Annotated in this window: 24 protein-coding genes; 7 read left to right on the top strand and 17 right to left on the bottom strand. The window is 70.8% G+C overall.

Going from position 1 to position 17326, the window contains the following annotated elements; translation table 11 throughout:
- Positions 1–3: 3 nt before the first annotated feature.
- Genes flgG through flgB form a run of 6 tightly spaced genes read right to left on the bottom strand, consistent with a single transcriptional unit; the run spans position 4 to position 3420 of the window.
- Positions 4–792: a flagellar basal-body rod protein FlgG gene (flgG, locus tag ETO60_RS00670; protein ID WP_130001842.1), complete on the bottom strand. Its 789-nt coding sequence runs from the start codon at positions 790–792 to the stop codon at positions 4–6.
- 43 nt (positions 793–835) lie between these two features.
- Complete coding sequence (locus ETO60_RS00675) at positions 836–1576, bottom strand: flagellar basal body rod protein FlgF (protein WP_130001843.1); 741 nt, start codon at positions 1574–1576, stop codon at positions 836–838.
- A 4-nt stretch (positions 1577–1580) separates the two neighbouring features.
- Positions 1581–2378 carry a flagellar hook-basal body protein gene (locus ETO60_RS00680; protein WP_130001845.1) on the bottom strand — a complete coding sequence of 266 codons (798 nt, stop codon included), beginning with the start codon at positions 2376–2378 and terminating at the stop codon, positions 1581–1583.
- 3 nt (positions 2379–2381) lie between these two features.
- The gene (locus ETO60_RS00685; protein ID WP_130001847.1) at positions 2382–2669 is read right to left on the bottom strand and encodes a flagellar hook assembly protein FlgD; all 288 of its coding nucleotides are present in this window, start codon (positions 2667–2669) and stop codon (positions 2382–2384) included.
- Complete coding sequence (gene flgC, locus ETO60_RS00690; RefSeq protein ID WP_165362070.1) at positions 2666–3070, bottom strand: flagellar basal body rod protein FlgC; 405 nt, start codon at positions 3068–3070, stop codon at positions 2666–2668. Before flgC ends, ETO60_RS00685 begins: the two co-directional genes overlap by 4 nt.
- A 2-nt stretch (positions 3071–3072) precedes the next feature.
- Entirely contained in the window at positions 3073–3420 is a 348-nt protein-coding gene (flgB, locus tag ETO60_RS00695; RefSeq protein WP_130001849.1) for a flagellar basal body rod protein FlgB, read from the bottom strand.
- A gap of 236 nt (positions 3421–3656) precedes the next feature.
- On the opposite strand from flgB, the gene ETO60_RS11280 reads away from it, so the two are divergent.
- The 7 genes from ETO60_RS11280 (at position 3657) to ETO60_RS00725 (ending at position 9253) form a co-directional block, all read left to right on the top strand.
- Positions 3657–4337: a hypothetical protein gene (locus tag ETO60_RS11280; protein WP_199798805.1), complete on the top strand. Its 681-nt coding sequence runs from the start codon at positions 3657–3659 to the stop codon at positions 4335–4337.
- The gene (locus ETO60_RS11155; RefSeq protein WP_165362066.1) at positions 4322–4825 is read left to right on the top strand and encodes a flagella basal body P-ring formation protein FlgA; all 504 of its coding nucleotides are present in this window, start codon (positions 4322–4324) and stop codon (positions 4823–4825) included. Before ETO60_RS11280 ends, ETO60_RS11155 begins: the two co-directional genes overlap by 16 nt.
- Positions 4826–4889: 64 nt before the next feature.
- Positions 4890–5162 carry a flagellar biosynthesis anti-sigma factor FlgM gene (locus ETO60_RS00705; RefSeq protein WP_130001851.1) on the top strand — a complete coding sequence of 91 codons (273 nt, stop codon included), beginning with the start codon at positions 4890–4892 and terminating at the stop codon, positions 5160–5162.
- A complete protein-coding gene (locus ETO60_RS00710) occupies positions 5159–5491 on the top strand; it encodes a flagellar protein FlgN (RefSeq protein WP_130001853.1) in 333 nt (110 codons plus the stop codon). Before ETO60_RS00705 ends, ETO60_RS00710 begins: the two co-directional genes overlap by 4 nt.
- A gap of 92 nt (positions 5492–5583) precedes the next feature.
- Entirely contained in the window at positions 5584–6453 is an 870-nt protein-coding gene (locus ETO60_RS00715) for a lytic transglycosylase domain-containing protein (protein WP_234026245.1), read from the top strand.
- Between the two features lie 50 nt (positions 6454–6503).
- Positions 6504–8555, top strand: a complete 2052-nt coding sequence (locus tag ETO60_RS00720) for a flagellar biosynthesis protein FlhA (protein WP_130002945.1) — start codon at positions 6504–6506, stop codon at positions 8553–8555.
- Positions 8552–9253, top strand: a complete 702-nt coding sequence (locus tag ETO60_RS00725; protein WP_130001857.1) for a sigma-70 family RNA polymerase sigma factor — start codon at positions 8552–8554, stop codon at positions 9251–9253. Before ETO60_RS00720 ends, ETO60_RS00725 begins: the two co-directional genes overlap by 4 nt.
- Here the strand turns inward: ETO60_RS00725 and ETO60_RS00730 are convergent.
- From ETO60_RS00730 to ETO60_RS00780, 11 genes are read right to left on the bottom strand one after another with little or no spacing between them, the layout of a single operon-like run.
- The gene (locus tag ETO60_RS00730) at positions 9229–9618 is read right to left on the bottom strand and encodes a flagellar protein FliS (protein WP_165362071.1); all 390 of its coding nucleotides are present in this window, start codon (positions 9616–9618) and stop codon (positions 9229–9231) included. The two genes, ETO60_RS00725 and ETO60_RS00730, sit on opposite strands and share 25 nt — an antisense overlap.
- Entirely contained in the window at positions 9602–11038 is a 1437-nt protein-coding gene (gene fliD, locus ETO60_RS00735) for a flagellar filament capping protein FliD (protein WP_130001860.1), read from the bottom strand. Before fliD ends, ETO60_RS00730 begins: the two co-directional genes overlap by 17 nt.
- A gap of 47 nt (positions 11039–11085) precedes the next feature.
- The gene (locus tag ETO60_RS00740) at positions 11086–12216 is read right to left on the bottom strand and encodes an EscU/YscU/HrcU family type III secretion system export apparatus switch protein (RefSeq protein ID WP_130001862.1); all 1131 of its coding nucleotides are present in this window, start codon (positions 12214–12216) and stop codon (positions 11086–11088) included.
- A complete protein-coding gene (locus ETO60_RS00745; RefSeq protein ID WP_130001863.1) occupies positions 12213–12992 on the bottom strand; it encodes a flagellar biosynthetic protein FliR in 780 nt (259 codons plus the stop codon). The genes ETO60_RS00740 and ETO60_RS00745 overlap by 4 nt, the downstream gene beginning before the upstream one ends.
- Positions 12989–13261: a flagellar biosynthetic protein FliQ gene (locus ETO60_RS00750; RefSeq protein ID WP_130001865.1), complete on the bottom strand. Its 273-nt coding sequence runs from the start codon at positions 13259–13261 to the stop codon at positions 12989–12991. The genes ETO60_RS00745 and ETO60_RS00750 overlap by 4 nt, the downstream gene beginning before the upstream one ends.
- Before the next feature lie 15 nt (positions 13262–13276).
- Complete coding sequence (fliP, locus tag ETO60_RS00755; protein ID WP_199798806.1) at positions 13277–14047, bottom strand: flagellar type III secretion system pore protein FliP; 771 nt, start codon at positions 14045–14047, stop codon at positions 13277–13279.
- A complete protein-coding gene (locus ETO60_RS00760; RefSeq protein ID WP_130001867.1) occupies positions 14044–14328 on the bottom strand; it encodes a flagellar biosynthetic protein FliO in 285 nt (94 codons plus the stop codon). Before ETO60_RS00760 ends, fliP begins: the two co-directional genes overlap by 4 nt.
- Complete coding sequence (locus ETO60_RS00765) at positions 14328–14615, bottom strand: FliM/FliN family flagellar motor switch protein (protein ID WP_234026246.1); 288 nt, start codon at positions 14613–14615, stop codon at positions 14328–14330. Before ETO60_RS00765 ends, ETO60_RS00760 begins: the two co-directional genes overlap by 1 nt.
- The gene (locus ETO60_RS00770) at positions 14612–15532 is read right to left on the bottom strand and encodes a FliM/FliN family flagellar motor C-terminal domain-containing protein (protein ID WP_130001869.1); all 921 of its coding nucleotides are present in this window, start codon (positions 15530–15532) and stop codon (positions 14612–14614) included. The genes ETO60_RS00765 and ETO60_RS00770 overlap by 4 nt, the downstream gene beginning before the upstream one ends.
- Positions 15529–16134: a flagellar basal body-associated FliL family protein gene (locus ETO60_RS00775; protein WP_130001871.1), complete on the bottom strand. Its 606-nt coding sequence runs from the start codon at positions 16132–16134 to the stop codon at positions 15529–15531. The genes ETO60_RS00770 and ETO60_RS00775 overlap by 4 nt, the downstream gene beginning before the upstream one ends.
- Before the next feature lie 23 nt (positions 16135–16157).
- A complete protein-coding gene (locus ETO60_RS00780) occupies positions 16158–17150 on the bottom strand; it encodes a hypothetical protein (RefSeq protein ID WP_130001873.1) in 993 nt (330 codons plus the stop codon).
- Positions 17151–17326: the final 176 nt, after the last annotated feature.

Below are 17326 nucleotides of genomic sequence, written 5' to 3' on the forward strand. Positions count from 1 at the left end.
CCGTCACAGCGCTTGGTTGGCGTTGCGGAGCATGTCATCGACAGCCCGGACCATCTTCGTGCTGATCTCGTAGGCGCGTTGGGCCTCAATCATGGCGACCATCTCCTCCACCACATTGACATTGGACGTCTCCAGCATCCCCTGCCGCACCGCGCCCCGTCCTTCGCTTCCCGGAGGACCGGCATCGGGCGGACCGCTCGCCGCGGTTTCGAACAGCAGGTTGTCGCCGCCCGCACGCAGACCGGCACTGTTGGCAAAGCGCGCGACAAGGATCTGCCCGAGCTGCTGCGGTTCGCTCGATCCCGGAACGACCGCGGTGACCGTGCCGTCCGCTGCGACGGTGAGGCTGCCGGCGCCGGCGGGCACGGAGATCGGCGGATCAAGCGCGTGTCCATGGGCGGTGACCACCTCGCCCTGCGCGGTCAGGGTCAGGTTGCCGGCCCTGGTGAAAGCGGCGCTCCCGTCGGCAAGCGTCACCTGGAAGAAGCCGTCTCCGTCGAGTGCGACGTCGAGCGCGTTGCCGGTCCCCTCCAGCGCACCCTGCACGGCGATGCGGCTCGTTCCCTGGAGGGCGACACCGCTGCCGAAATTGATGCCGATCGCATAGGCGGCGTCTCCGCTGGCGCGCTGTCCGGCGACCCGGTTGTCCTGATAGGCGAGCGTCGCGAAGCTGGCGCGCTCGCGCTTGAAGGCGGTGGTGCCGATGTTGGCGAGATTGTGGGCGATGACCCGCATGCGGGCATCCTGAGCCTCGAGTCCGGTGCGGGCGACGTGCAGGGCTGAAAGGGGCATGATGATCTCCTGTGCGGGCGCGGCGAAATGGCCGGGACGGGGTTCAGGGCCGCAGGCTGAGGAGCTGGGAGCCGGCCTGGTCGATGTCGCCGGCGGTGGCGAAGAGTTTGGCCCGCCGCTCGAAACCGCGCTGGGCCTCGATCATGTCGACGAGCACCGTGGTGAGGTCGACATTGGACTGCTCGAGCATGCCGGTCTCCAGCGTCGCGGTTTCGTCGGTCGGCAGAATGCCGTCCGGCACGCGCAGCATGCCGTCCTGATCCTTGAGGATGCGGCTGCCGGCGGGACTGGCGAGCTTGATGCGGCCGAAAGCCTCGGGCTGTGCGCCGGACGCGCTTGCGTCCGCCGAGCGCACCGTGCCGTCGGGTTCGATCCGCACCGGCTGACCCGGCGGGACGGTGATCGGCCCTTCCCGGCCGAGCACCGGCAAGCCGTCGCCGTTCTGAAGCACGCCCGTCGCGCCGACGGACAGGTCTCCGCGACGGCTGTACACCTCTGCGCCGTCTTTCCCCTGCAACGCGATCAGCGCATCGCCCTTCACGGCGGCGTGGAGCGGATCGCCTGTGGCCACGAGCGTTCCGGCCACGAGATCGACTCCCGCCAGCGCACCCTTCGCCAGGGCGCGGGCTTCGACCCCGGCGCCACGCACGGTCAGCACGGCCGTGGCAAAGCCGTCCGCGCGGAAACCCGGCGTCTGCGCATTGGCGAGGTTGTGCGCGATCACCCGCTGGCGGTTCATCGCGGCGTCCAGTCCGCTCAGGGCGGTGTAGATCATGCGGTCCATCGGCTCAGGTCCGCAGGTTCATGATGGTCTGGGAGATCTGCGACGCCGCGTCGATCGCCTTGGCATTGGCCTGGAAATTGCGCTGGGCCGCGATGAGGCCGACCATCTCCTCGGCAAGGTCGACATTGGACCGTTCAAGCGCTCCGGCCAGCAGGTCGCCGGCCCTCCCCTCCCCGGGGGCGCGCAGTTGCGGAACTCCGGACAGTCCGGTCGCCTCCCACTTTCCGCCGCCGATCTGCCGCAGCCCGGCCGGCGTCGTGAAGGTGGCGAGCGCGATGGTGCCCGCAGTGGCGATGGTGCCGTCGGCGTAGGTGGCGCTCAGCATGCCGTCCTTCCCAATCGCGATCCCCGCCAGCTCCGCGCCCGCCGCGTTGATTACAGCCACGCGCGCATCCGTCAGCGCGCCGCCGGACCCGGCATCGAACATCTGGAGACGGTTCCCCGCCCCGTCATGCACATGCCCGTCCTCGCCGAGCGACAGCGCACCGTTGCGCGTGAAGGACAGCCGGCCCGTGGCCGCGTCACGCAGGGCGAAGAACCCCTCGCCCGCGATGGCGAGGTCCGTGGCCCCGCCGGTCTGCTCGATCGCGCCGAGCCCGAAATCCTGGGCGATCGCGGCAACCGCCGCGCCAATGCCGCGCGTCATGCGCGGGTCGCTCGACGCGCCGCCGGCGACGAGATCGGCGAAGCGCGTGTCGCTCTTCTTGAACCCGACTGTTTCGGCGTTGGCGATGTTGTGCGCGATCACTCCCAGATCAGTCTGCGCGTTGCGCAGCCCGCTGAGCGAGGTGTAGAAGGACATGGGTCAGGTCTCCGTCTGTGAGGAAGAGGCGGGCAGCCGGGCGAGCAGCGCGTCCAGCCGCGCGGCAATCTGATCGAGCGTGGCGTTTGTCCGCGCGGTTCCGGCGACCGCGGAAAACTGCGCCAGCTGTCCCAGCATGTCCTTGTTGTCGACCGGAGCGGTCGGATCCTGGTGGCGCAGCTGCGCAGTGAGCAGCCGCAGGAAATCCGCCTGTTCCAGCGTCCGGGACGTGGCGGAAACCCGTGCGGCGGGTGGCGATGCGTCGCCCTGGACGCCTCCTGCGCGCATCATCGCGCCCTCAGCGTGTCGAGCATCAGCTGCTTGGCGGTCTGCATCGCCTCGACAAGGTTGCGGTACTGGCGCGAGGCATCCATGACCTCCGCCATTTCCGCGTTTTCGTTGACTCGCGCATGCCACACGAAGCCGTCCGCATCGGCGGCCGGATGGGCAGGATCGTGGCGCCGCACCGGCTCCTCGGGGGAGCGGGCAAGGCGGCGCACCTCGACCGTCGAGACGCCGGTCGTGCGATCGACCAGCTCGGCGAAGACCGGGCGCAGCGGCCGGTAGGCGGCGGGAGCCGAGCCTGCGACATGGCCGGCGTTGGCGAGGTTCGATGCGGCGGCGTTCAGCCGCACCACCTGCGCCGACAGGCCGCGCTGCACGAGGGTGAACAAGGTCATGGGCTCGGGCATGATCATTCTCCTCTGAGAGCGCGCGTCAGCGTCTCCACCCGCCCCTGAACGAAGGCCAGGGTGGCGCTGTAGGCGACGGCATTCTGGGCGAAGGCGAGCTGCTCGGTGGTGGCGTCCACCGTGTTGCCATCCGCAGACGGCATCAGCGGAACCCGGTAACGTGTCGCGGCGACGCCGGCACTCGACACGGTTGCGCCACGTTCATGAAGCTGCAGGGCGGCGGCGAAATCGAGGTCGCGAGCACGGTAGCCCGGCGTCGCGGCATTGGCGAGATTGGCCGTCAGCAGGCTGAGCCGCCGCGACCGGAGTTCCAGGGCCGCTCCGTGAATGCCCAGCCAGTCCTGTGTCACACGCGCTGCTCCTTTGCGTCCGCTTGCGGGGAACGAAGCGGAACCAACCGACGACGCGGCGGGCCTGTCTCGTTCGCCACTAGCGAAGCAAAGAGCGTGCCATTCTGGCAGCAGGGCATCGGGAGACGCGAGTGCGGCCCTCTGGCGGCAGGCGCTTGCCGGGAAGCGGCAAACGCTGGCCACCGCTGAAAGAGAAGCGTCCGAAGCCGTTCTTGACTCGCACAAGGAGCCGAGCCGTGCGTGACGTTTTCCTCTTCAATGCGTGGAGCCTTGCCGTGATCCTCCTCGGCACGGCGGGCGCAACCGCTCTGCGCGTCGGGCGCGGCGAGTGGTGGCCGCTTGTATCCGCCATGCGTGCCGCGTGGCGGTCGCGGCACCGGCTCGTCATGACGCGGGCCGCTCTTGCCCCGTGGGTCGTTGCCGCCCGCAGGGGCAGGCTCGACCAGCCGCCGCGAGGCCGCCTGCCCGACCGTGATCTTGCCACCGCGCTCGACGCGCTCGCCCGGCAAAGGTGCCTGAACTGCATGGCCGGTGCCGCTGCACGGCTGAGCCGGCGGCGTCTCCGCAATGCCGGGATCGCGGCACGCATCCTGACCGACGCCGCCGCCTGCGCGCCGGTGATGGGGCTCGCCGCCGCCGTGCTGGCGCAGGCGCGGTTCGGCGGCGTTGCGCCCGCAGCCGCCCTTGCCGGCGCCGCCCTGTGCGTCGGATCCGGCTTCGCGCTTGCGCAGCTCGGTCTGATCCCCGCCGCGCGTGGGTTGGAGCGGCGCACCCGGAACACGGAGGTGCAACGCCGCGCCGTTCTGCAATGGCTGACAGTGCAGCTCGAGGACACCTTCCCCATGCAGCCTTGCGCCCGTGTTCAGGCACGCCCCGCGCGCGGACCGGCAGCGAGACGCCCATGCCCCGCCTTCTGACGCTCGTGGCGGCGTTGCAATCCCTCGCCTCCGGCGGCGAAGTGCCGTCCCGCGCGCATATGCCGCACGCGGCCATCGACCACGCGGTCGCCGCGTTCCTGGAAACACAGGCGGAGCCGCGCCGGGGCGTGCCGGAACCGGTCGATCGGCGGCTGAGGCTCGCTGTCTGTCCGGTGCCGCTGACCCTCGCGTGGCTCAGCGGGAGCAGCCATGTGGTGACAGTCGAATGCCGAACGCGCGGAGGGTGGCGGCTGTTCGTCGCGGTGCGTGGCGCCGAAGTGCCGCCGGAGACGCGGCCGCACACCTTGCGCCGGGGCGAAACGGTTCGGTTGCAGGTCGTCGGACCCGCGTTCACTGTCACGGCGACTGCAAAGGTGCTTGGCCCCGCTGACGAAGACGGGTGGATCACCGTCCAGCCGGCCGACCGCGCCGCGCCGCTGCGCGCCCGGCTCGTCCATCCCGGCCTCGCAACGGTGGCCGTCCGGTGAGACGGGTTAAGTTCCGCCCGTTCCCGACGTCCTCATCCCCAGTTCCCAACCGGCAGACCAGCCCATGCGCATCGATCGCCCGCCCTCGCCCTTCCCGCCCCTTTCGGCAGCGCGCCTGCATGCGCCCCTTTCGCCGGACGCGCCTGCACCGGCGGAGCGTTCAGACGGACACGGAACCCGCGCCGGCGCGTCCGTCGCCCGGGAGGTGAACGCGACCATCCGCGAGGCGCGGGTATCGCAGCTGCGCACCGCGATTTCCGCAGGGTCGTACCGGCTCGATCCCGAGGCGACCGCTGCGGCGTTGAGCCGGGCCGCGGCGCGCGGGGAACCGCGATGACCACCAAAGGCGCGATGATGACCGATGCGCTGCGGCAGCTTCTTGCCGCTCTGGAAGCGGAGCGGCAGGCTCTTGCCGGCATGGATGTGGAGGCGCTGAGCCTTGCCACCACCCACAAGGATGCGTTGTGCGCCAGCCTTGCGGGTGCGCCGGCCAGACCTCTGACGGATGAGGAGCGCGGCCTTGCCGAAACGGCGCGGGCGCTGAACGACCTCAACCGGCGCACCCGCAACCTGCTGGCCGCCCACACCGCCGCGCGGCTCGACGCCCTCACCGGCGCTGCGGCGTGCTACACCCTGCGCCGACCGGCAGACGGCAGCTCGACCTGACGGGCGGCGGGAGCGCTGCGCAAACTGGCACGGTCCTTGCTCTGTGCTGATCGTCCATGGCGATCATCGGAGCCGGTGCCTTGAGTCCACCAGTGCAGTCTTCTCCCGCCGACGCCGCCTCGACCCGGCATGCGGGTCACGGGCGCGGAGCGTCCCCGGCGACCGTGCGCGCCATCGCCCACGCTTCCCGCCGCACGGGCGCCGACTTTTCCGTGCTGATGGCGAAGGCGCAGCTCGAATCCGGCTTCAACCCCGAAGCCCGCGCCCGCACCTCCTCCGCATCGGGACTGTTCCAGTTCATCGACAGCACCTGGCTGGACACCTTTGCGCGACACGGACCGGCCCATGGCTATGGCCACCTTGCCGCCGCCATCGAGCGGCATGGCGGCAGAAGCGTGGTCCACAGCGACAGCCTGCGCCGCGAGATCCTTGCCCTTCGCCACGATCCCGCCGTCGCGTCCCTGATGGCCGGCGCCCTGACCGAGGACCACCGTCTTGCGCTGAGGAACACGCTCGGGCGCGAACCCGATGCGGGCGAACTCTACCTCGCCCACTTCCTCGGCATCGGCGGGGCCCGCACGATGCTGGCCGCCCTTGATGCCGACCCGACGCAGTCCGCCGCCGCCCTCCTTTCGCCGGCGGCCGCAGCGAACCGGGCGATCTTCTTCGCCGGAGGCCGGCCGCGGTCGGTGGCGGAACTCGTGGACCACCTGCGCGGCAAGGTCGAGGCCGCCACCGGCAGCGCCGCCACCCCGCTCCCCGAGCCACCCGCCCCGTTCTCCTCTCCTCGGCAAGCCGTGCCCGCCACGCGCCTTGCCAGCGTTCGCCTGGAGAATACCGGCGCGCAAGGGCGTTCCATGTCAGGCACCCTTGCCCGCGAGTTCGGGCTGGCCGCAGAGGGTGTTCCGGGCACCACCCATGTGCGTCAGGCCTATGCGCGGCTGCGGGCGGTCGGGCTGTGAGGACGCTGATCCGCAACGGAACACCCCTGTTCCTTCCCGGCGCCATCCTCATGCTGATCGTGCTGATGGTGCTGCCGATCCCGACGGTCATGCTGGACGTGTTCCTCGTCCTCAACATGGGGCTGTCCGTCGCCGTGCTGATGGCGGCGATGAACGCCAACCGGCCTCTCGACTTCTCCTCCTTTCCCTCGGTGCTGCTGTTTGCAACACTGCTGCGCCTCGCGCTCAATGTGGCGTCGACACGGATCGTGCTGGTAAATGGCCACACCGGCAGCAGCTCGGCCGGTCAGGTGATCGAGAGCTTCGGGCACTTTCTCGTGGGCGGCAATTTTGCCGTCGGCCTGTTCGTGTTCATCATTCTTCTGATCATCAACCTCGTCGTCATCACCAAGGGCGCGGGCCGGGTGTCGGAGGTGTCGGCCAGGTTCACCCTCGACGCCCTGCCCGGCAAGCAGATGGCGATCGACGCCGACATCGCCGGCGGGTTGCTCAGCGCCGATGACGCAAGAACCCGCCGCGAGGATCTGGCCACGGAAGCCGATTTCTACGGTGCCATGGATGGCGCATCCAAATTCGTCAAAGGCGACGCGGTCGCCGCGCTTCTGATCCTCGGGGTGAATGTCCTCGCCGGTTTCGCCCTGGGCGTGTTCTCGCACGGGCTCTCCGCCATCGAAGCGGCACAGCTCTACGTCACCCTTGCCGTGGGCGATGCTCTGGTGGCGCAAGTGCCGGCCCTGCTGCTGTCGATCGCGGCGGCGATCATCGTCACCCGGGTGAACGATGCCCGCGACCTCGCAGGGCAGGTGGCCGGGCAGTTCGCGGACCCTCGCGCGTGGCTGCCGGTTGCCCTCGTGCTCGGCGCCATGGGGCTGATCCCGGCGATGCCGCAAACCATCTTTCTCCCCGCAACCGGCGGCGCCCTGTGGCTGGCATGGGCCCTGAAGCGGCGGCGCACCACGCCAGGCACCGCGGACGCCGCGGACGTTTCGACGCCGGACGCAGACTTGAGCGCCGTCGCGGTCGAGGACGTGGGCGACCACACGCTCGTGTCGCTCGAAGTCGGTGTCGCGTTGCTCGGCCTTGTGGCGGCCGACCGGGGTGCCACGCTTGTCGCGCGGCTCGCCGGCGTGCGCCGCCAGCTGTCGCAGGAACTCGGCTTCGTGCTCTCGCGGTTCCGTGTCCGCGACAATCTGGCGCTTCCCGCAGGGCAATGCCGCATCCTTGTCGGCGGGGTCGTGGCGGCGCGCGCGCAGATCCGGCCGGAATGCCTCCTGGCGATCGATGCAGGCGAGGTGGTGCCCGGCCACGAGGTGCGGGGAGAGGCAACCCGCGACCCCAGCTTCGACTGCCCCGCCCTGTGGATCGCCACGGGCGACCGCGATCTCGCCATCGCCGAGGGGTTCCTGGTCGTCGATCCCGCCACGGTCATCGCCACGCTGCTCGACCAGGTCCTGCGCCGCCGCAGCTCTGCCCTTCTGGGAGCAGCGGAAGTGCGCGAGGTGCTCGACCATTTGGCGCAGCGGAACCCGGCCGTGCTTGAAGGCGTGACGCCCGATCCCCTCTCGCTGACGGCCTGCACCCGGCTCCTGCGGAACCTGCTCGATGAGGGGATCACCCTTGCGCATCCTCTGCCGCTGTTCTCGGCCATCGCCATGGCGCTGCAGACGACGCAGGAATTCGACCGCGTCGTCGATCTCGTCAGGATCAGCATGGGGCCGGCGCTCACCGCCCGCCTGTGCGACCCTGACGAGACTCTTGCCGTGATCGCCCTCGACGCGGCGCTCGAGCAGGCGATCCTTGGCGGGCTGCGCGATCCGGCGACGGGACAGCCGGTCATTGCGCCTGATTGTGCAGCCGCCATCCGACGGGCGGTCGAGGCCGCCTTGCTCGACCTTGGCGAGCGCCGTGCCGCCGTCATTGTTCAGCCTTCCGCCCGCCGCGCGCTCGACCTGCTTCTTCGCGGCCACTCGCCGCGATGCGCGGTCCTGTCGGTGGCCGAACTGCCGCGGACCCAGCCGGTGGAGGTCGTCGCCGTCATCGGCGCGCCAGCCTCCACGAACCCTCAGGACGCCGTCCCAGAACCGGAGTGCCTAGCCGCATGATCCACACCCAAACTCAGTTTGACGAGGCACTTGCCAGCGCTGCCGCCCAAAAGGTGGAAGGGCGAATCCGCCAGTTCTCGCCGCTTGTTCACCGCGCGGCGCACGACATCGCCCGCCTGACAGGCGGAGCGGTCGAACGGGAGGAGCTTGTCCAGACAGGCTTCCTCGCCCTCACGGAGTGCGCCACGCGCCACGCCGGCCCTTCCGAGGACGGGTTTGCCGCCTACGCCCGCACCCGGGTCCGCGGCGCCATGCTCGACCTCGCCCGCAAGACCGTGCCCGGCAGCCGCAACAGCGCGGCGCGGCGCGGCGCACACGGGCACGCGAACACGCATGGTGAGGGCGGCGGGAGCGCGGCACCGCGCACGCGCCTCGTCGCCTTCGCACCGCTTGCGGAGATGGACCACGACCGCGATCTGGCCTTCGCCGACAACCGGCCCGACCCCTTCGCGCAGCTTGCCGATCAGCAAAACCGGACCGTCCTTGCCGCGGCCATCGCCGCTCTTCCCCCGCGGCTGCAGCTGGTTCTTCAGCTGTACTACCTCGAGGAGCTGAGCCTCGCCGAAGTGGCCGCGGTGCTGCTCGTGAGCGTGCCGCGCGTGCACCAGTTGAAGGCGCGTGCGCTCGCCATGGTGCGCGAACGCCTTTGCGCCCGCGTCGACGGCCCGATCGATCAGGCCCCGGCAAAGGCGCTGTGAAGCTCCGCGAGTTCCTGACGCAGGGCGCCGACCGCACCGGCATCGAAGCGCGCCGCGGCCGCCGCAAGCCGCCGCCAGGCGTCCCCATAGACGAGCAGCAGGGCCGGTGCGAGCGGCTGCGTCCGGTCGACACCGAGCTGCAGCGCCTGAATGCAGGCCATCGCCCGCATGAGCGCCGCGTTCCGCCGCACCGGCTGCGCGCGGGCATGACACGCTATCGCCGCGCCGAGCGCCCGCTCTGCCTCCGACAGGCACAGGCAGGTCAGCTGGGCCGCCGTGCCGCCCAACGCGAGCGCGGCGAGTTCGACCCGGCGGTAGGTTTCCGTCACCTCAGCCGAGACGGCAAGGTCAGCGGCGGTCGCCACGGGCAAGGCCGATCTGCAGTTCAAGCTGCGCCAGAACGCTGTTGGACGCCCGCACCATCCCTTCGGAACGGGCAAGACGCCGGGTGAGCTGCTGGCGCAGAGCCTCCTGCTGCGCCAGCAGCGTCTCGCGGCGCAACTCCATCCGCGCCTGCTGCGCTTCGTAGCGCCGCACCGACCCGCCCAGCGAGCCGGGATCGGTGGACAGCCCCGCGGTTCGGGCCAGCCGGTCGAGGGTTGCGAAGGCACCGTGCAGCCCGGCGGTGAAGAACGCGGCGACGGCCTGAGGATCCTCGGCTGCCCGGCGGTCGAAGCGGTGGCTTTCGAACGCGAAGCCACCGTTCCCGTCGGATGCAAGCCCCAGATCCGCGAGGGTGCGCGGCGCGCCTTCGGCCGCCCGGGGCATGACGGTGCTGCCCGGAAGATCGGCGAGCAGCCGCTTGAGCAGGCGTGCGCCGCTGTCGGCTCCGATCGGTCCACCGAGCGGGGCAGCCACATCGCGCACGCTGCGCCCCACCTCGTCGAGTGCTGCTGCAAGGTCGGCCATGACCTCCCGCATTGCGGGCAGGGCAGCAGCGAAGGTGATGGTTGCCGGCTGCCCGCTGCTGGTGCTTGACAAGGCAAGAACAAGGCCGCTCCCGGGTTCGGTGAAGCGGTTCGACGGATGCCGGATGGTCACTCCGTCGAGGCTCAGCTGCGCATCGCGCGCCACTTGGTGCAAAGCGGCCGTTCCGTCCGCCAGTGCCCACGACAGCGCGGCGGGGGACGGCTGTGGCGACGGCCCGCCGTCGGGTTCCGCCGCGCTGCCGCGCAGGACAAAGCCGTTGGCGCTGCCGTCCGGTCCCTTGAGGACGAGGCGGGCGCCGCCTTCGCCTTGCAGCACCTGAGCGGAAAGGCCGACCCGTGCCGCCTCGACCCGCCGGGCGAGGGTGGTCAGCGTGTCGTCCGGCCCCAGGTCCAGACGGAGCGGTGCGCGTTCCGGGTCGGGATCGAACGCGGATCCGCTCACGGCGCCGAACGCGATCTCCAGCTGTCCCGCTCCGACCCGCGCGTCCGGGGCATCGTAAGGTGGACCCACCCACACCTGGCCGCATGCGAGCTGATGGACTTCGAGGGTGAAGGGCGCCGGAAGCACCGCACCCGGCAGCAGCGACGCTGTCGCCACGCCGGGCGGGGTCACGGACGCTTGGGGAGCCAGCGCGCCCGCGCGCACCCTCTCCCCGAACGCCGCGGCCAGCTGCGCCACCTTTGCGCGCAGGTTCGCGGCGGCGTCCAGTTTCACGGACACGGCCTGCGACTTGCCTTGCAGTGCCTTGATCCGCGGCGTGAAGCGTGCCGCCGCAAGATCGGCGGCGAGCGCGTTGATGTCGACGCCGCTGCCCCCGCGAACAGCGCCCGGTCCGACGGTTGGTGTTCCGCTCATGCCGTCGTGAACGACGCCAGGCGCCTCACTTTAAGAGCGGCCACACTTCACGCGCGGATCAGGCGGCCTTGCGCGTCAAAGCGCAGCATCACCGGCAGGGTGACCGTCGGACGCGCGGGAGTCTCCCCGCGGCGCAGGGCGAGCACGAACGCCAGAATGCGGGCCACGGCGGCATAGAGTTCGGCGCGGATGACCTCCTGCTCGCGGGCGGTGAAATAGAGGGAGCGTGCCAGTTCGGGGTATTCGAGCACCGGCACCTGCGCCTCCGCCGCCAGGTCGCGCATCGCCAGCGCCCGCTGATCGCGGCCCTTGGCGAGCACCACCGGAGCCGCTGCCCGCGCCGGATCGTAGGCGAGCGCCACGGCGAAGTGCGTCGGGTTCGTCAGCACGAAATCGGCCTCGGCCACGGCTTTCGCCACGCCGCCGCGGGCAAGCTGCCGCTGCCGCCGCCGCAGCGCCGCCTTGTGTTCGGGATTGCCGTCGGTTTCCTTGTGTTCGTCTGTCATTTCCCGCCGGCTCATCATCAGGCGGCGCAGGCGGCGCCATCGCTCCAGCGGCCAGTCGACGAGACCGAGCAGCAGCAATCCTGCGGCCAGCCACACGAGCAGCGACGACAGCAGCGTCCAGGGGACCGCGATGAACCCCCTCAGGCCGTCAGGCGGACGCAGAGGCCAGGCGGGGGCATGGCTGGTCCACCAAAGGAAGGCGACGCACGCCAGAACGGCCACCTTGGCCAGCGATTTCCCAAGCTCGATCAAGGCATGCGGACCGACCATCCGCTTCACACCGGCGACCGGGGAAAGCCGCTGAGGACGCGGGCGGAACGCCGCGGCGACGAAGCGCCCGTCGCCGGCCACGAGCTGCACCAGAATGGTCGTCGCGGCGCTCGCCCCGCCGATGAGCAGAAGCGGGAACAACAGTTCGCCGACGCTCTGCCGGATCATTGCCGCGAATGCGAACGCGTGGAGCGAGTTCGCGTCGAAGGTCAGGCTGTCGCGCATCAGGCGCCCAAGCGTGTCCCCCAGCGCCGGCCCGGCCACGATCAGCACGGCGGTCGCGGCCCCGCAAGACACGGCGGTGGCCAGATCGCGCGAACGCAGCACATCGCCCCTTGCCACGGCATCGCGCAGCCGCTTGGCGCTCGGCGCGAACCGCTTCTCGCCGCTCTCTCCGCTCATCGAGCCGCGGCCTCCTGCGCCTGCGCCAGAGCCGTGCCAACGAGGTTGGCCAGCTGCTCGGTGAACAGGGAAAATCCGGCAATGAGAGCCACGAGCCCGACGAGCACGCCTGCCGGAAGGCCCAAGGCAAACAGGTTGAGTGCCGGCGCCGCCCGGCTGATCACGCCCGTCGCGACCTGGACGAGCAGCAACGCCAGCGCCGCCGGCAGCGCCAGCGTCGCGCCGGCCGCGAACAGCGTCGTGGCGAACCGGGCCAGAGCATAGGCCCGGTCGGGTGCAAGTCCGCTGCCCGGAGGCACGGCGGCGAAGCTTTCCAGCAGCAGGCGAAGCCAGATGAGGTGCGCGTCGAGCCCGAGGAACACCAGCGCCAGCACCAGCCCGTGAAACTGCGCAAGAGCGCCGGCCTGCCCGCCGGTCGCCGGATCCACTGCGCTCGCCATGGCCATGCCCATGCTGCCCGCGACGAGCTCGGCAGCCAGCGCGGGCGCCGCGAACGCCAGCTGCAAGGAAAAGCCGATGGCGAGACCAAGCGCCACCTCGGCGGCGACGGCGGCCGCGCCGGCCAGCGACAGGGGATCCGCCAGCGGCGCGACAGGAAGCCAGACCGCCACATAGACTGCAAGCGCCGCGCCGAACAGCAGGCGCACCTGCACGGGAACACCCATGGCCCCGAAGACGGGCGCCGCCATCAGCGCCGCACCGGGCCTGACCATCAGGAACAGGACGTGCAGCACGTCCCGCTCCAAGGCCACCAGCGCGGCGAGCGGAGCGCTCATCGACCCAGTGCCGCGACCACGGCGAACATGTCGCGCGCGAAATCCGCCAGCAGATCAAGCATCGACGCGCCGAAGACCACCAGAACCAGCGCCACGACGGCCAACTTGGGGACGAAGGTCAGCGTCTGCTCGTTGACCGATGTGGCGGCCTGGAGGATGCCGACGATCAGGCCCACGGCCAGCGTTGCCAGCAGCACCGGGGCGGCCACGATCGCGGCGGTCCACAGCATCCGGTCGGCAAGCGACAGCAGCGCAGCGGTGTCATCCATGACCGTCTCCGCCCCTCACAGGAAGCTCATCGCCAGCGACCCCATGAGCAGGCTCCACCCGTCGATGAGGACAAACAGCAGGAGCTTGAACGGAAGCGAGACGAGGGTTGGCGACAGCATCATCATGCCGAGCGACATCAGCACCCCGGCGACGACGAGATCGATGGCGAGAAACGGCAGGAACAGCATGAAGCCGATCTGGAAGGCCGTCTTGAGTTCGCTGGTGACAAAGGCCGGCAGGAGGACGCTGAACGGCACCGCCGCACCATCGCGGTAGGCGGAATGTCCGGCGAGGTCCGCGAACATCTCCAGTTCGGCGGTGCGGGTCTGGCGCAGCATGAAGCCGTGAAACGCCTCGCCGGCGGCGGCAATGGCCTCGTCGCCCGTCATCCGTCCCTCGGCGTAAGGTGCCAGCGCGGTCTCCTGCACCCGGTCCAGCGTCGGGGCCATGACGAACATGGACAGAAGCAGGGCGAGACCGATGAGCACCTGATTGGGCGGCGACTGCTGGAGACCAAGAGCCTGTCGCAGCAGCGAAAGCACGATGATGATGCGCGTGAAGCTGGTCATCATCAGCAACAGGCCGGGCAGGAGCGTGAGCGCCCCCATGACCAGCAGCAGCTGGAGCGACAGGCTGAGCGGCGCGCGGGCCTCTGCACTCGCCGCGCCGAGCGCACGGTCGAGGGCGAGCGACAGCACCGGCTCGGCCGCAGATGCCGGCCCGGCGGCCAGCAAGGCGACGAGGACGCCCCAGGCGACGGCGGTGCAACGGCGCTGGCAGGTCACGACCGCTCGTCCCGAAGGCCGTCCACCGGCGAGGCGGGAACATCGGCAAGACGGGTGAGGCCGCCTCTGGTGCAGCCGACCAGCACCTCGCGTCCGCGGAAGGCAATCACCGCGAGGCGGACTCCCGGAGCAAGCAGCGTGACCTCGACCACGCGCGCCGCACGCGATGGGGCGGCGGCGCGCAGGCGCGTCTGCGCGAGGCGCCACAGCCGCAGACTGCCCCAGACCAGTCCCCCCAGCACGGGGAGGAGCACGGCCAGCTTGACGAGGTACCAGCCCATCAGATCGAACCGGCGGCGAGGGCGCCGGACCCGGGGGCAGTGCCGTCGAGCGCGAGCACCCGGAGGGCAAAGCGGCCGTCTTCAACGAGGATTTCGGCATGGCCGATGCGCTCGTTGTTGACGAGGATGTCGAGCGGCTCGTCGGTCAGGCGGTCGAGCCGGACGATGTCGTCCGCCGCGAGCGCAAGCACCTGTTCCAGGGTCATGCGGACACGGCCAAGTTCCACCGAGAGGGTGACATCCACATTGCGCAGGAGGCGCAGGTCGGCGAGCGCGGCCATGGTCATGATTGGGCTCCGTTTCGCATGTCACTGGCAGGCCTCAGACGCACCATCATGCAGCCGTCGGCCGATCCGATGATGCCCTCGGCGATGGTCGCTCCGCCGGCGACGAGGCGCGCGCCGCCGGACTGAGGAAGCGGGATGAGGTCGCCCGCACGCAGCACGGCCACCCGCGACAGGGGCAGACGCCGCTCCGCGACGATAGCCCGGACGACGACGGGCACGTCGCGGGCGAAAGGCGCAAGCTGACCCGCGCGGTCCGCGCGATCCGTCTCGCCATGCACGCGCGGATCCGGCAGGATTCCGCACGCCCGCAGCGCCGCCGCGCCGAACGAGAGGGTGACGCGGCAGCCCACCTCCCCCGCGCGCACGATCATCAGCGAGACGCACGCCTCGACCGGTTCCGACCCGCCATCAGACGCTGCCGGTGCGGCGCCCACCGCGCCCGTCGCGCGCCAGTCCGTTCCGGCACCGCACGCGCGGTTCAGCGCGTCGGCCAGGCGCGCGCCAAGCTCCTCGGCCACGAGACGCAATGACCAGGGCAGCACCCGGCGCGGCAGTGTGACCGGAGACATGCTCTCGCCGGCGCCGCCGAACAGGTGCTCGGTCAGCCACATCAGGCCCCGGGTGCACCAGGCAAGGGGCACGCTCGCGCCGGCGCAGGCAAGCGCGCTCTCGTGCCTTTCCTGCTCCGCGCCGGGATCTTCGGCGATCGGCGCCGCCGGTCCGCTGCCATCCCATCTCACATCGAATTCCGGATCGGCAAACACGCAGACGAGCTGTTCGGCAAAGCGGTCGGCGAGCATCCGGCCAAGGACCGGCGACACCGCCGAGGGCCGCGGCGGCCGTCCGTGCCGCTGCACCAGCTCGGCGCAATGGCGGGCGAGCAGGCGCGGTTGCGGAAACGCAGGCTGCGGCGTCATTGCACCAGGTATCCCTGGAAGTGGACCTGATCGACCCCGCCGAACCCCTCGTTCTCGGCCAGCACGCGGTTGATGGCGGCGGTCAGCCGCCGCTGGAGATCCGCCTTGCCGGACACGGTGTCCGCCGCTGCCGCCGGTGTCGCGGCGAGCTCGACGAGGATCGCCGAGCGAAGGGCGAGCTCGTGCCGCTGAAGCCATTGCAGCACGCGGCCGTCGCGGCGGGTCGATGCCGCGAGTGTGACCTGGATCAGACCGGACGAGCCGGCGAGGTTCGTAGTGAAGCTGTCCGTGAAACGGAAGTAGCGAATGCGGTAGACGCTTCCGCCCTCCCCCTCGGGGCCATCCTCCGGCCCGGCGGCCGGGGCGGGGTACGGGTCCGTCTGTCCCTTCAGGAGCAACTGCGGCTCGCGCGCGGTCGCCGGCGCGGCCGGGCCGAGCCATCCCCATGCCAGACCTGCCCAGGCCGCTCCGCCGCCCGCGGCGGCCAGCAGCACCCCGGCAGCCACCATGCGCAGACGTTTGCCCTTGCCGCGCGCGGCGCCGCCGCGTTCCGGCTCCTTTGAACCCGCGTCGTTCGTGTTGCGGACCTGTGTGACCACCATCTCACCCTTCCTCCGGCCGCGGGTCAGACGTACACCCCATCCCGCGTTCCGGCGGTGCGTAGCCGAACCTCGTGTTCACGGGCTGCGGAATGCCTCCATTCCGGATAAGCAGGCAGCACGGCGGAGCGCGAACCGCGACGCTGATCCGGCGTCTCCCGCTCGCCGCTGTTTGATCCGTTTTCGTGCGGCATCTGGCCACCGCCACCCGGATCATCGCGCAGCGGTGCGGATGAGCCGACGAGGCGCTCCGCCAAACCGGTCGCGCCCAGCGCGAGCAGAACCGCCGGACCGAATCGGCTGTCTCCGGAGACGAGTGCCACGTCAGCCCCGCCTTCGCGTCTTGCGGCGATGTCGATGCGCACGGGGCCGAATTCCCTGTGCGTGACGGAGAGCCGGACCCGGCCTTCATCAACGCCCGGCATGACGCCCCTCGCCCCTCCGTCCGCAGGACCTTGCAAGGGCGGCTCCGTCCCGTCCTGCCGGGCCGTCGCCGCGCCCTCGCCGCTGGCGATGGCCGGCGCCGGGGTGGCTGACGGCGCCTGAGGGACGTTCCCATCGGTAATGATCGCGTTGGCGGCACCCGGTAGGGGCACGGCAGTGTTCAGTCCGACCGGGCTGGCGGCCTGATCCGCGCGAAGGCTGGCGGGTTCTACCGGCACGGCGATGGTCTGGCCGACCGTCCGCGGGTCGGGTTCCGGATCGGGCTGCTGGAAAAGAAGGGCCGGATCATCGGTCGAGGGCAGAGCCGCATCCTTGCTTCCGGGCATCGGCGCGGGGACGTGGAGGATGTGGTCGGAGGGCTGGACCACCTGTGCTGCGGCGTCATGTGCGCTCTCCTGCTGCGGCCGATGCGGCAGCAAGGCGGCGGCATCCCGCCGGGGCGCGTCCGGCGCGCCCCGGACCTGCGGCTCGGACGCGTGTGACGGCGGCGCGGCACGCTGCTCTGCGCCGGGCGCCCCGTCCGCAGGGTCGGGCGGCCCGCCGTCCGCCGACACATCCTCATCATCAGCCGCCACGAGCCTGTCCGGGTTGCGATCTCCGGACGGCGGAGGATTGCATCCGGGAGGCGGCGGCTCGTCCCAGCAACCGGCGGTCACGCGCCCGGGCAGCTCGGCCGGAGCATCATTGCAAAGCGCGGGACGCTCACCTGCGTTCTGCGCCGCCAGGACGACGGCGAAATCCGGCGCCGAGG

Origin of the sequence: Qipengyuania thermophila (genome assembly GCF_004153605.1) — a bacterium.
Lineage (GTDB): Bacteria > Pseudomonadota > Alphaproteobacteria > Sphingomonadales > Sphingomonadaceae > Qipengyuania_B > Qipengyuania_B thermophila.